At 72.2% G+C, this 12,690-nt stretch carries 13 protein-coding genes; 7 read left to right on the forward strand and 6 right to left on the reverse strand.

The window, feature by feature from the left end; genetic code table 11:
• Positions 1-418 precede the first annotated feature (418 nt).
• Positions 419-1,249: a 1,4-dihydroxy-6-naphthoate synthase gene (locus K7640_RS07990; protein WP_222954065.1), complete on the forward strand. Its 831-nt coding sequence runs from the start codon at positions 419-421 to the stop codon at positions 1,247-1,249.
• On the opposite strand, the gene K7640_RS07995 is transcribed toward K7640_RS07990, so the two are convergent.
• Together K7640_RS07995 and K7640_RS08000 are read right to left on the reverse strand one after the other, a co-directional pair.
• Positions 1,210-1,596 (reverse strand): cold-shock protein, encoded by a 387-nt coding sequence (locus tag K7640_RS07995; protein ID WP_222954066.1) that lies wholly within the window; start codon positions 1,594-1,596, stop codon positions 1,210-1,212. The two genes, K7640_RS07990 and K7640_RS07995, sit on opposite strands and share 40 nt — an antisense overlap.
• 27 nt (positions 1,597-1,623) lie before the next feature.
• Positions 1,624-2,247 carry an HAD family hydrolase gene (locus tag K7640_RS08000; RefSeq protein WP_222954067.1) on the reverse strand — a complete coding sequence of 208 codons (624 nt, stop codon included), beginning with the start codon at positions 2,245-2,247 and terminating at the stop codon, positions 1,624-1,626.
• 84 nt (positions 2,248-2,331) lie between these two features.
• Between K7640_RS08000 and K7640_RS08005 the strand changes: the two genes are divergently transcribed.
• A complete protein-coding gene (locus K7640_RS08005; RefSeq protein ID WP_222954068.1) occupies positions 2,332-4,803 on the forward strand; it encodes a helicase-associated domain-containing protein in 2,472 nt (823 codons plus the stop codon).
• 7 nt (positions 4,804-4,810) lie between these two features.
• Here the strand turns inward: K7640_RS08005 and K7640_RS08010 are convergent, their stop codons facing one another.
• Positions 4,811-5,041: a hypothetical protein gene (locus K7640_RS08010; RefSeq protein ID WP_222954069.1), complete on the reverse strand. Its 231-nt coding sequence runs from the start codon at positions 5,039-5,041 to the stop codon at positions 4,811-4,813.
• A gap of 356 nt (positions 5,042-5,397) precedes the next feature.
• Here K7640_RS08010 and K7640_RS08015 point away from each other — a divergent pair, with 356 nt between their 5' ends.
• The gene (locus K7640_RS08015) at positions 5,398-7,077 is read left to right on the forward strand and encodes a DNA repair helicase XPB (protein ID WP_222954070.1); all 1,680 of its coding nucleotides are present in this window, start codon (positions 5,398-5,400) and stop codon (positions 7,075-7,077) included.
• Positions 7,078-7,317: 240 nt separating this feature from the next.
• Here K7640_RS08015 and K7640_RS08020 read toward each other — a convergent pair whose 3' ends face one another.
• The gene (locus K7640_RS08020) at positions 7,318-7,530 is read right to left on the reverse strand and encodes a hypothetical protein (RefSeq protein WP_255608377.1); all 213 of its coding nucleotides are present in this window, start codon (positions 7,528-7,530) and stop codon (positions 7,318-7,320) included.
• An 82-nt stretch (positions 7,531-7,612) separates the two neighbouring features.
• Between K7640_RS08020 and K7640_RS30760 the strand changes: the two genes are divergently transcribed.
• Both K7640_RS30760 and K7640_RS08030 read left to right on the forward strand, forming a co-directional pair.
• Positions 7,613-7,804, forward strand: coding sequence for a type II toxin-antitoxin system HicA family toxin (locus K7640_RS30760; RefSeq protein ID WP_222954071.1), 192 nt, complete (start codon positions 7,613-7,615; stop codon positions 7,802-7,804).
• Positions 7,805-7,820: 16 nt separating this feature from the next.
• Positions 7,821-8,264 (forward strand): type II toxin-antitoxin system HicB family antitoxin, encoded by a 444-nt coding sequence (locus K7640_RS08030; RefSeq protein ID WP_222954072.1) that lies wholly within the window; start codon positions 7,821-7,823, stop codon positions 8,262-8,264.
• Positions 8,265-8,330: 66 nt separating this feature from the next.
• Here K7640_RS08030 and K7640_RS08035 read toward each other — a convergent pair whose 3' ends face one another.
• Positions 8,331-11,240, reverse strand: coding sequence for a hypothetical protein (locus K7640_RS08035; protein ID WP_222954073.1), 2,910 nt, complete (start codon positions 11,238-11,240; stop codon positions 8,331-8,333).
• 146 nt (positions 11,241-11,386) lie between these two features.
• Positions 11,387-11,614 carry a winged helix-turn-helix domain-containing protein gene (locus K7640_RS08040; protein WP_222954074.1) on the reverse strand — a complete coding sequence of 76 codons (228 nt, stop codon included), beginning with the start codon at positions 11,612-11,614 and terminating at the stop codon, positions 11,387-11,389.
• Between the two features lie 348 nt (positions 11,615-11,962).
• On the opposite strand from K7640_RS08040, the gene K7640_RS08045 reads away from it, so the two are divergent.
• Together K7640_RS08045 and K7640_RS08050 are read left to right on the forward strand one after the other, a co-directional pair.
• Positions 11,963-12,253 carry a DivIVA domain-containing protein gene (locus K7640_RS08045; RefSeq protein ID WP_222954075.1) on the forward strand — a complete coding sequence of 97 codons (291 nt, stop codon included), beginning with the start codon at positions 11,963-11,965 and terminating at the stop codon, positions 12,251-12,253.
• Positions 12,250-12,519, forward strand: coding sequence for a hypothetical protein (locus K7640_RS08050; protein ID WP_222954076.1), 270 nt, complete (start codon positions 12,250-12,252; stop codon positions 12,517-12,519). The genes K7640_RS08045 and K7640_RS08050 overlap by 4 nt, the downstream gene beginning before the upstream one ends.
• Positions 12,520-12,690 lie beyond the last annotated feature (171 nt).

A 12,690-nucleotide genomic window follows, 5' to 3' on the forward strand; every position in this document is an offset into this window, starting at 1 on the left:
TCCGTCCCCGCCCTGATTCGTCTGTGACATCAAGTTGGTAGGCATTGAAACGGCCCCCGGTGGCCCCGGGACGACCCGCCGAGGCAGCTGGCCCCACACCTCGTTCCGGTTCGTCCGGGCCATCGCCTCCGACACCAGCACCCGCCGGCAGGCGATCGACCGGTGCCGGATCAGCAACCAGCCGCCACCGCCACCCGACCACCGGCCCAGGCCAACCACCGGCCCCAACCACCGGCCCCAACCATCGGCCCAGGCCCACCACCACCGCACGCCCACCACCACCGCACGCCCACCACCACCGCAGGCCAACAGGCAGCAGCGAAGACGGCCAGCGGCAGCGCGGACCGCCGGCGGAGGCGTGGGTCACGGTCGGTGGGCGGGGCGGAGCCAGGGGCGGGGGCGGGGCTACGGTGGGGTCGTGGCGCTCTCCCTCGCGATCTCGCCCTGCCCGAACGACACGTTCGTCTTCGACGCCCTGGTGCACGGGCGGGTGCCCGGCGCGCCGGCGGTGGAGGTCACCTACGCCGACGTGGACGTCACCAACACCGCCGCCGAGCGGGGGGCGTTCGACCTGGTCAAGGTGAGCTACGCGGCGCTGCCCTGGCTGCTGGACGACTACCACCTGCTGCCCTGCGGCGGGGCGCTGGGCCGGGGCTGCGGCCCGCTGGTGCTCACCCGCGGCGACCGGACCGACCTGTCCGGCGCGACGGTGGCGGTGCCGGGCGAGCGGACCACGGCGTACCTGCTGTTCCGGCTCTGGGCGGCGGACCGGCCGCCGGCGCGGATCGAGGTGGTGCCGTTCCACGAGATCATGCCGGGGGTGGCCGCCGGCCGGTACGACGCGGGGCTGGTGATCCACGAGGCGCGGTTCACCTACCCGCGGCACGGGCTGACCGCCCTGGTCGACCTCGGCGAGTGGTGGGAGGGCGACACCGGGCTGCCGATCCCGCTCGGCGCGATCCTGGCCCGCAAGGGCGCGGTCGACCCGGTGGCGGCCGCCGGCTGGATCCGGGAGTCCGTCCGGCAGGCGTGGGCCGACCCTGGGGCCAGCCGGGAGTACGTGCTCACGCACGCCCAGGAGATGGAGCCCGACGTGGTGGACCGGCACATCGGCCTCTACGTCAACGAGTTCACCGCCGACCTGGGAGAGGCCGGCTTCGCCGCCGTGGAGGCGCTGCTGGGCCGGGCCGCCGACGCCGGGCTCGTCCCTCAGACCTCCAGCTCGCGCGCCACCGCGTGGACCAGCTGAGCGACCTTCTGCGCGGTCTTCCGGTCCGGGAACCGGCCGCGACGCAGGTCCGGCTGGACCTTCGCCTCCAACACCTTGATCATGTCTTCGACCAGGCCGTGCAGCTCGTCGGCGGGTCGCCGGCGCGCCTCGGCCACCGACGGCGGCGCCTCCAGCAGCCGTACGCTCATCGCCTGGGAACCTCGCCGGCTCTCCACCACACCGAACTCGATCCGCTGACCACCCTTGAGGTCGGTGACACCCGCCGGCAGCGCGGCCTTGGGCAGGAACACGTCGCCACCCTCGTCACTGGTGACGAACCCGTATCCCTTGGCCGTGTCGTACCACTTCACTCGACCCGTAGGCACCTGAGAACCCCTGCTTCGCTCGAACGACTACTGCTCCAAGGCTAGCCGGATGATCCGGTCGAGTGCCGCTGGGAATCCGACGAGATCATCGAGCACCAGCCGCGCCCCGGCGGCCCGCAGTTCGTCGCCCGCGCAGGGGCCGGTCGCCACCCCGATCCCGGGGATCCCGGCCGCGCCGGCCGCCGCCATGTCGGCCACGTGGTCCCCGACGTACAGGGTCGCCCCGTGCTCCCGCAGCGCGGTCGCCTTCTCCTCGGCGAACAGGTCGCCGGCCAGCTCGTCCACCGCCAGGCCCAGGTGGTCCAGGTGCAGCTTCGCCAGCCGGCCGATCTTCGAGGTGACCACCATGACCCGGCCGCCGCGCTCGTGCACCGCGGCGATCGCCTCGACCGCGCCGGGCATCGGCAGCGTCGGCGTGATCGCGTACGCCGGGTAGAGCTCGCGGTACGCGCGGACCGCCTCCTCGACCCGCTCCGGCGGGAACCAGTGGGCGATCTCGGTGCGCAGCGGCGGCCCGAGCCGGGACACCGCCAGGTCGGCGTCCACGGGCACGCCGGTGCGGGCGGTCAGCGCCCGGTACGCGGCGGCGATGCCGGGACGCGAGTCGACCAGGGTCATGTCGAGGTCGAAACCGACCATCAGTGGGGGCATGTGGCGAACGTACCCGCCCAACCCGGACCGAGCCGGACGTCCGAGCGGCGGGACGTCGCCCCTGCGGGCTAGCGTGGAACGACGATGACCACCTCACTCGCCGACCACCTGCGGTCCCTGCCCGACGACTCGCTGGCCGCGCTGCTCCAGCTGCGGCCGGATCTCGTCGTGCCGGTGCCCGCCGACGTCTCCGCGCTGGCCATCCGGGCCCAGTCCCGGGTCTCCGTGGCGCGTGCCCTGGACGGGCTGGACCAGTTCACCCTTCAGATCCTGGACGCCGCGCGGCTGACCCGCGATCCGGACGCCGGCACCACCACCGCCGAGGCGATCCTCGCGATGGCGGGTGGCGGGGCCCGCCCGCCGGCCCCGGCCGCGATCCGCGGCGCGCTGGGCCGGCTGCGCGCGCTCTTCCTGCTGTACGGCCCGGAGCACGAGCTGCGGGTGGTGGGGGGCGTCGACGAGGTGTCCCCGTACCCGGCGGGGCTGGGCCGACCGGCGGCGGAGCTGGACCCGCGCTCGGCCGCCGTCTGCGCGGACCCGGCGAAGCTGCGGCGTACGCTGCTCGCCGCTCCCGCCTCGGCCCGGGCGGTCCTGGACCGGCTCGCGGCCGGGCCGCCGGTGGGCAGCGTGCCCCCGGGGTCGTTGCAGGCCCCCGCCGTCGGGGCGGAGGACGCGTTGCCGCCGGATGTCACCAACGGCGGCGCGCCCACCGGCTCCCCGGTCCGCTGGCTGGTCGAGCACCGGCTGCTGGTGCGGGTGTCCAGCGGCAAGGGCGGCGGCACGGTGGAACTGCCCCGCGAGGTGGGCCTGCTGCTGCGCCGGGAGACCGGCCCGCTCGGCCCGATCAGCACCACCCCGCCCCCGGTGTCCGGCCCGCCGCGGGAGGCGAAGGCCGTCGACTCGGCGGGGGCCGGGCAGACCATGGAGGTGGTCCGGCACACCGAGGCGCTGCTGGAGACCCTGGCCGCCGAGCCCGCGCCGGTGCTCCGCTCGGGCGGCGTCGGGGTGCGTGACCTGCGCCGGCTGGCCCGGGTGCTCGGGCTGGACGATCCGACCACCGCGCTGCTGTTCGAGGTGGCGTACGCGGCGGGCCTGCTCGGCGAGCTGGACCTGACCGGTTCCGCGACCGCCCGCTACGGCGGTGACCAGCAGGTGCTGCCCACCGGCGGGTACGAGGTGTGGCGGGCGCTGTCGCTGGCCCAGCGCTGGGAGCAGCTGGCCCGGGCGTGGCTGACCATGACCCGGCAGCCGGGCCTGGTGGGGCAGCGCGACGACCGGGACCGGCCGATCCCGGTGCTCTCCGCCGAGGCGGAACGGGCCGGGGCGCCCGCGTCCCGCCGGGCGGTGCTCGGGGTGCTGGCCGACCTGGAGCCGGCCACCGCGCCCACCCCGGACGAGACGCTGGCCCTCCTGGAGTGGCGGGCGCCGCGGCGGGCCCGGGGGCGGGAGGCGGCGCACCGGGAGGTGCTGGCCGAGGCCGCCCAGCTCGGGGTGACCGGCCTGGGCGCGCTCACCTCGTACGGGCGGCTGCTGCTGGCCGACGTCACCGAGGCCGACGAGCGGGCCGGGGGCGACCCGCTGGGGCTGCTCTCCGAGGCGGAGTCGGGCGACCCGTCCACGGCGGTACGCGCCCTGGACGCGCTGCTGCCCGCCCCGGTGGATCACGTGTTGGTGCAGGCCGACCTGACGGTGGTGGTGCCCGGTCCGCCCGACCCGGCGTTGGCCGGTGAGCTGGACGTGGTGGCCGAGCACGAGTCGGCGGGCGGGGCGAGCGTCTACCGGGTGACCCCGGCCAGCGTGCGGCGGGCCTTGGACGCCGGCTACTCGGCGGACGACCTGCACGCGCTGTTCCGCCGCCGGTCCCGCACCCCGGTGCCGCAGGGCCTGGCCTATCTGGTGGACGACGTGGCCCGCAAGCACGGCGGGCTGCGGGTCGGCTCGGCCGGCGGGTACGTGCGCAGCGACGACGAGGCGCTGCTCACCGAGGTGCTGGCGGACCGGCGGCTGGAGTCGCTGGCGTTCCGCCGGCTGGCCCCGACGGTGCTGATGACGCCGTACCAGGTCAACCGGATGCTTGTCGCGCTGCGCGACGCCGGGTACGCGCCGGTGCCGGAGGATGCCGGCGGCGCGACGGTGCTGACCCGGCCGAAGATCCGGCGGGCGCCGGCCCGGACGCCGGTGTCGACCCGGGCGGTGGACCCGCTGGCGACGCCGCGGCTGCCGATGCCGCGGCTGCTGGGCGTGGTGGAGCAGATCCGGCGCGGCGACGCGGCGGCGCGGGCGGCCCGGCGGGCGCCGGCCGTGGTGCGCGGCGCCCCGCCCAGCGGGCCGGCCCCGGTGCACGGTCATTCCGAGGCCCTGGCCGTGCTCCAGCAGGCGGTGCGGGACAAGGCGCTGGTCTGGGTCGGTTACGTCGACGCGCACGGGGCGACCGCGTCCCGGCTGGTCCGGCCGGTGTCGATGGGCGCCGGCTACCTGCGGGCGGAGGACGAGCGCACGGAGATGCTGCACACCTTCGCCCTGCACCGGATCACCGCCGCGGTGCTGGAGGACTGACCGCTGGTCAGCGTCCGCCGCGCCGGATCGAGGCGATCACCGAGACGCCGAGCAGCAGCGCGAACGCGGCGCCGGCCGACTCGCCGACCGAGGCGATGAAGCCCTGTTGCTGCACCAGCCAGCCGAAAAGGAACCAGCCGAAGACACCGACCCCGGCGAGCACGTACCCGACCAGGACGGCCGTGGGCACCTCTGCCGGCTGCTCGCTGTCGGAGAGCACCTCCCGCTCGACGGTCATGCCGTGCCTCCCCACCCCGTGGATCGTGCCCCAGGTTCCAGAGTGACACCTGATCACCAGAGTGAGAAGGGCGACGGTCCGCCGGCGAGCCCCGCCGCGCGCTCGCCCCCGATGCCTCGAACGCGCGCCCGCCGGGCTCCGACCGGCGAACCTCCCCTGGCCGGGGACGGTGCCGGCGCCTCACCCACGACCGACACATCCGCCCCTCTGCAAGACGTTTCTGAATGCCGTGCCGGTTGCGTCCGGCGGGCATTTTTCTCGGGTCGGTTGGCGCGCGTGCAACACTGGATGGTCGGCCTCGGGCAGGTTCACCCTGCACCCGTGGGGCCGGCCCGGGTGAGGGAGAGGACACTGGCGTGAGCGGTGGACCACTGATCGTGCAGTCGGACAAGACCCTGCTGCTGGAGATCGACCACCCCGACGCGCAGGCGTGCCGGATGGCCATCGCGCCCTTCGCCGAGCTGGAGCGCTCCCCCGAGCACGTGCACACCTACCGGCTGACCCCGCTGGGGCTGTGGAACGCCCGGGCCGCCGGCCACGACGCCGAGGGCGTGGTCGACTCCCTGATCAAGTATTCCCGCTACCCGGTGCCGCACGCGCTGCTGGTCGACGTGGCCGAGACCATGGACCGGTACGGCCGGCTCCAGCTCGCCAACGACCCGGCGCACGGCCTGGTGCTGCGCGCCCTGGACCGGGTGGTGCTGGTCGAGGTGGCGAAGAGCAAGAAGCTCGCCGGCATGCTCGGCAACAAGATCGACGACGACACCATCCAGGTGCACCCGTCGGAGCGCGGCCGGTTGAAGCAGGCGCTGCTGAAGCTGGGCTGGCCGGCGGAGGACCTGGCCGGTTACGTCGACGGCGAGGCGCACCCGATCGAGCTGGCCGAGGCCGGCAAGGACGGCGGCAAGCCGTTCACCCTGCGGTCCTACCAGCGGGAGGCGGTGGAAGCGTTCTGGGCCGGCGGGTCGGGCGTGGTGGTGCTGCCCTGCGGCGCCGGCAAGACGCTGGTCGGGGCGGCGGCGATGGCCGAGGCGAAGGCCACCACGCTGATCCTGGTGACGAACACGGTGGCGGGCCGGCAGTGGAAGCGGGAGCTGATCGCCCGCACCTCGCTGACCGAGGAGGAGATCGGCGAATACTCGGGCGAGCGCAAGGAGATCCGGCCGGTCACCATCGCCACGTACCAGGTGCTCACCTCGCGGCGCGGCGGCGCGTTCACCCACCTGGACCTGTTCGGCGCCCGCGACTGGGGCCTGGTCGTCTATGACGAGGTGCACCTGCTGCCCGCGCCGATCTTCCGCTTCACCGCGGACCTCCAGGCCCGCCGCCGGCTGGGCCTCACCGCCACCCTGGTACGCGAGGACGGCAGGGAGGGCGACGTGTTCTCCCTGATCGGCCCGAAGCGGTACGACGCGCCGTGGAAGGACATCGAGCAGCAGGGCTGGATCGCCCCCGCCGAGTGCACCGAGGTCCGGGTGACGCTCACCGACGCGGAGCGGATGTCGTACGCGACGGCGGAGGCCGAGGAGCGCTACCGGATGGCGGCGACGGCCCGGACCAAGCTACCGGTGGTGCGTGCTCTCGTGGAGCGGCATCCTTCCGAGCAGGTGCTCGTGATCGGTGGTTTCCTCGACCAGTTGCACCAGCTCGGCGAGTATCTGGACGCGCCGATCGTGCAGGGGTCGACGACGAACAAGGAGCGCGAGCGGCTCTTCGACGCGTTCCGGTCCGGTGAGGTGCGGACCCTCGTCATCTCGAAGGTCGGGAACTTCTCGATCGACCTGCCGGAGGCGGCGGTGGCGATCCAGGTGTCCGGCACGTTCGGGTCACGGCAGGAGGAGGCCCAGCGGCTCGGGCGGGTGCTGCGGCCGAAGGCCGACGGGCGGCAGGCACACTTCTACACGGTCGTCTCCCGGGACACGATCGACACCGAGTACGCGGCGCATAGGCAGCGCTTCCTGGCGGAGCAGGGGTACGCGTACACGATCGTTGACGCCGACGACGTGCTCGGGCCGTCGCTGCCGTCCTTCGACTGACGCGCGTCTTGATGGGCCGGTTTGCGGGATGTGACGGTGGCCGGGTCGCCTGACACCGCCACATCCCGCATGCAGGGCCGGATCTGCGCGCGCCGCAGGCGTTCAGCGCCGGCCGGGCTGGGCTGGGCCGGCTGGGCTGGGCGAGCGCCGGCGGTTCGCCCCCACATGGCGGCAGCCCACCAGGTCAGCGCCCGGACTGGGGGCTGTTTCGTTGCCTACCAACTTGATGTCGTAAACGAATCAGCGGTGGGGCACCTGCTCGCCCGGCTCCTGAATGTCGGCAGTCACGCCGCTCAACATGGCTTCGAGCCCGTGCAGCGCCTCGATCTGCGAGGGTGCCAGCCAGGAGAGGGAGGGGAATTCGGCGCAGGTCGCGACGAACTCCCGGTCATCGGTGGACCAGGTGACGCGGTACGTGTAGTGGGTGATCTCGGGACGGGCACCGGGCTGCACCGTGCCTCCTTGAGCCTGCGGGCGGGCGACACTCAAGTCTAGGGTGCTCTACTTGTTGCATCTAGTATCCTAGACTTGCCGGGTGAAGCGGGTCGACCTAATCAACCAGATCAGCAAGGCGGCTGCCGATGCGGGCGTGACCTTTGAAAAGGTCCGCGAAGGCGGCAGCCACACGATCTACAGGTACGGCCAGCAGAACGTGGTGGTACCGCGACACAAGGAGATCAACGAGCTGACAGCGCGAGGTATCCTGCGCAGCCTGGGGTTGAGGTAGAAGGGGGCCGGCTTCGATGAAATACACCGCGAGGTGCGTGCGCTCGGGTGACTGGTGGGCGATCACCGTGCCAGAGATCAAGGGTGTTTTCTCGCAGGCTCGCCGTCTCGACCAGGTCGACGGGATGGCACGTGAAGCCATCGCGCTCATGCTCGACGTGAAGCCCGACAGTTTCGACGTGGATGTGCAACCCGACCTGCCACAAGAGGTGACCCGCGCCCGCAAGGCGCGCAGCGCACTGCGTAAGGCCGAAGAGTCCGCCGAAGAGGCGACCGTCGCCGCCGCCCGCGCACTCCTGGCCAAGGGCTACACGGTCAGGGACGCGGGTGCGCTCCTCGGCATTTCCCCGCAGCGCGTGTCGCAGCTGGCGCCCAAGAAGGGCGCGGCGGGCGGTGCCGGCAAGATCCGCAAGGGCGGGAAGGTCGCAGTCAAGCAGGAACACGGGGTCGCCGCCGCTTGAGCCACGCTCGCCCACGTGACCCGGTGGGCCGCCCCGAACGAGGCGGCCCACCGGGTCAGCGGCCGGTCAGGAGAAGTCGACCAGGAAGTAGTAGCTCGTCGGGTCGGTCCACACCCCGTCGGCGGTGCGTCCCCGCACCGTCATGGTGTGCGAGCTGACCGAGGTCGGCGTCCAGGTCACGGTGGCGACCCCGGCGGCGTTCGCCGCCACCGTCGCCGGCTCCCCGCCCTCGACCGTGTACTCGAACTCCACCACGCCCGGCGTGCCCTGGGCAAAGGTGAAGTCCCCGGGCACGCCGACGCCACCGGCCCACTGACCGGCCGGGTAGGTGTCCGACGAGACCAGCGGTGCCGTGCCGACCAGGAACGGGTAGTCCGTCTGCGGCGTGTACTCGCCCGCCGCGGTGCGGCCCCGCACCGAGAAGACGTTCGCGCCGTTGCGGTCCATGGTCATCGAGATGTCGGTCACCGTTGAGTCGGTGGCCTTCGGCACGCTCTGCCAGGCACCGCCGTTGAGCTGGTACTCGAAGGTCATCACCTCGCTGATCTCGGTGGAGACCCGGAACGTGCCGACCGCGCCGATCCCACCACGCGGGCTGTACTCGTCGTACCCGCTGTAGACGCTGACGTGCGGGTCGCGGACCCGGAAGTAGTACTGCCGCTCGGCGCTGGCCGTGCCGTCGGCCGCCCGGCTGGTGACCGTCAACAGCGTGTACCCGGGATGGGTCGGAGTGATCTCGACGGTGGCCGTGCCGTCCGCGCCGGCGGCCACCACCTGCTCCTCGCCGCTGTACTCCAGCGTGTAGCGGTACTCCGCCACGTCGGAGCGGCCCGGTTTGAAGGTGAACCGGCCCGCCTGGCCGGGCTGGCCACCCTCACCGTTCTGGGGGTAGTCGCCGGACGTCACCACCGGCGCGTCGCTGACCTCGAAGGTGTAGGTGCGCGTCGGCGAGAAGGAGCCGTCCAGGAAACGCGTACGCACCGTCAGGGTGTTGCGGCCCGCGCGGTCCGGCGTCAGCGTCACCCGGGCCGAGCTGTAGTCCGGGTCGACGGTCTGCTCGGGCCCGTCGTTGAGCCGATAGAGGTAGACGTCCACGTCCGGCATCGCGGTGTCGAAGCCGAACTCACCGGCGATGCCCACGCCGCCGGACGCGCCGTACTCGTTGTAGGTGTTGGAGTAGACGATCGGCTTGGGATCGGTGACGCTGAACTGGTATTGCTCGACTTCCGAGACGGTGCCGTCGGCACTGATGCTGCGCACGTTCAGCGTGTGCCAGCCCGGCTCGGTCGGCGTCCAGCGCAGCACCGCGCTGCCGTCCGCCGCCGCGTCGACGCGCTGCATCTCGTCGTACCGGAACGCGTACTCGTAGGCGACCACGCCGGTGCGGCCGGGCCGGAAGGTGAAGCTGCCCGGACGGTCCACCACGCCGTCGTGGTCCGGGAACGCGAAGTCGGCCGACTCCACGACCGGGGTGTCGTCGACCAGGACGTTCTGCGTGTACGCGCCGACGAACTCGCTACCGGAGTAGCTGCGCACCTGGAGTCTGGTGGTGCCGGTCGCCGTGAAGACCACCGGAACGTCCGTCGTGCCGTCGGTGTCGGCGGGCACGCGGACCTCGTCGCCGTCACCGATCGTGTAGCCGAACTCGGTGACCCCTTCGATGTTTGTCGAGATCGCCAGCCGGCTGGGCAGGCCGACCCCACCCACCGTCACCCGCACCTGCGGTGCCGTCGAGTTGACGCGGAACTCGTAGCTGGTCACTTCGGAGGAGTTGGACGCGGCGTCCACACTGCGCACGCTCAGCGACTCGAAGAACGAGGCCGGCGTGAATTCCAGCGTGGCGTCCGCGCCCGGTGCGGGTGCGGGAAGGTAGTTGTACGTCTGGCCGTAGCGTCCCCAGTAGTAGCCCACCACGTCCGGCGAACCGTTCGCGGAGAAGGTGAACGTGCCCGGCACTCCGGTGCCACCATGCGGTTGGCCGTCCGCCGGGTACCTCGCCGAGGTGACCACGGGGGTGGCCGGCCGCTGCGCGTCGATCCGCACGTAGCAAGTCTTGGCCCACGCGGAGTAGTCGTACCCGTCGTAGGCGCGGGCGGTCCAGGCCACCACGGTGCCGTCCGGGTACCGCGACATGTCCCAGTCGAGCTTGGAGACGGTGCCGCCGCCGTAGCTCGGCCCGAACTGCTCGGAACGCTGGTCCTCCTGGCCGACAGGCCAGACGGCGAACTGACCGTTGAGGGTGGGATCGGTGATATCAGCGTCCGCCCCGCTGATCATCAGGTTGTAGTTGCGCGGCCCGACGGGTTGCGGCTTCTCCGTGGTGCCGCACGCCCAGGAGGGGATCTCCAGCCCGATCCGGGTGACCGTGGGCGCGTGGTTGGCCTCAACGTGGATGAGCGGGGTCGGTCGCAGCTTGCGGCCGTGGGAGAGCTTGCCTTCGTACCCGTGCGGCACCCGGACCTCAACGGTGAGGGTCGACTCCTTCCGATTGGCCAGCTTCTGGAGCGCCGGCATGATGTCCCAGGTCAGATATCCTGGGCAGGTCGCCTCCCCGCCGGCCTGGACGGTGCCGAGCAGCTCACGGTGACGTGGCGCGGACTCCCAGCTGGTGGTCGGCTTGATCGGGTCGGTGCGCCACAGCTCCACCGGCTGGGCCGACGCGCAGTCGGCCGCCGACCGCTCCGCGATGACCAGATCCGCCTTGTGGATGACGGCGCCACCGAAGCGCGAGATGTCAAAGGTGAAGTAGGACCGGGACTTGTGCTTGATGCCGGCGGCATCCGCCCAGGCGCCGATCGGCGCGTCACCAGTAGGGTTGACGAACGACCGGTTCGGCTGTTGGGAGTCGGTGTAGGCCCAGCCGGACCTGCTCACGTCTCGGTCCTCGTATGCCTGTGCCGGCACGGCGGTGACGCCGACCAGGCCGGCGCCCACCATGATCCCTAGTGACGCGGCCAGCATTTTTCGTACGCGCACGGACGTATCCACTCTCCCCACGCGATGGCGTGCATCGCCATCGAGGTGGCAGAGCATATAGAAGGGTGGCGACGTCCCGCGTACCCGTTTTCGCTCCCCCGCTGTCGTCGCCCGGCGGTCAGGCGGGACGGTTCACCTCGTCACACTCAGCGCTGGGTCGACTCCGCGACGAAGACGCCGCGACCTGGCCGCCCGACCAACACACCCTGCTCCCGGAGCGTCGCCACCGCCCGGTGAATCGTCGACACCGACACGTCATAGTGGTCGGACAGCTGCTGTGTGGACGGAATCTGCGACCCGGGCCGGAACTCGCCCTCATCGATCCGCCTCAGCAGATCCTTGATCAACTCGTTCATGGTCGGCGGAATCGGCACGTGGAGGCCCCTTGCAGTCGGTTGGCCCTCCCAGTTTCGAGCAACAGGTGAAACAGCGGCAATAACTGACGTAGGAGCAGCAGGCGGGAGCCGCAGCGAGATTCGACAGGTAAGAGAGCTTTGATAGAGGTGATAGGTGCCGGTACCGTCGCTCTCGGTGATGCGGTGCTGCTGCGGTCGGTTGGCGCCTCTCGTACCGGTCTCATCGCCGTCGAGACCACACCCTCCGCGCTCCCCCGGCGCGGCCCTGCCGCCCTGCCCACCGGGCGGCAGCAAGGGGCGGTCTCCGCCGGTCGCAGCGGCGGAGACCTCCCCCAATCCGCGACCTCCACGAAGGGCGGTCACCTCGTGCGCAACCTGCTCCGCCGGCTGACCCGCCGGCCCGACGCGCCGCAACCAGCACCGACGAGCGCGACGAACAGAGCCCCACTCCGTCCCTGGCAGGTGCGGGAGCGCTGCTTCAACGTCCGCCGGCACGGTCTCGACCCGGCCGAGATCCGCGCCTTCCTGCACCGGGTCGCCGACGACCTGGCCGTCGCGCAGACCGCCCTGGTCGCGGTGCAGGAGGAGAACGTACGCATCAAGAACGCCCTGCGGGACTGGCAGAGCGCCCAGCCGGCGAACCGTCGCTACCGATGACCGAGCGTTGGGTGATCCACCTGGGGGTCACCGCGCCGGACCTGCACCGGGCGCGGATCTTCGCGCGTACCGCCGCGCGGGTCCTGGCGCAGCTCAGCGCCCGGGTCGAGCCGGGCGGGGTGACCGTGTCGGCCGAGGACCAGCAGTGCGTACGCCATTGGGTGTTCTGCGATCGGCCGTTGCCCGACGGCCGGGGCCGGTGCGCGTTGCCGGCGGACCACACCACGACGTGCGCTCGTCGCGCTCCCTGGCTCGGCCGCCGCTGACCCAGCGACGCCCGGCAAGATCGCGCTCGATCCAGGAAATAGTGGCCTCCGAGCGCCTGGAAGGCCACTACTTCCCTGTTCGAGCACGATCTTGCGCGAAGAGCGGGCGCGGCCTCGCGCGGAGAGCGAGCGCGACCTCGCCCGAAGAGCGAGCGCGATCTTGCGCGGAGG

Source organism: Micromonospora sp. PLK6-60 (assembly GCF_019890675.1).
Taxonomy (GTDB): Bacteria; Actinomycetota; Actinomycetes; order Mycobacteriales; family Micromonosporaceae; genus Micromonospora.

Excerpts from the sequence above, each read along its gene's own strand:
- K7640_RS08010 (WP_222954069.1), bottom strand. The coding sequence starts at position 5,041 with ATGACCGTCGAGCGGGAGGTGCTCTCCGACAGCGAGCAGCCGGCAGAG.
- K7640_RS08030 (WP_222954072.1), top strand. The coding sequence starts at position 7,821 with ATGAAATACACCGCGAGGTGCGTGCGCTCGGGTGACTGGTGGGCGATC.
- K7640_RS08050 (WP_222954076.1), top strand. The coding sequence starts at position 12,250 with ATGACCGAGCGTTGGGTGATCCACCTGGGGGTCACCGCGCCGGACCTG.
- K7640_RS08005 (WP_222954068.1), top strand. The coding sequence starts at position 2,332 with ATGACCACCTCACTCGCCGACCACCTGCGGTCCCTGCCCGACGACTCG.
- K7640_RS08000 (WP_222954067.1), bottom strand. The coding sequence starts at position 2,247 with ATGCCCCCACTGATGGTCGGTTTCGACCTCGACATGACCCTGGTCGAC.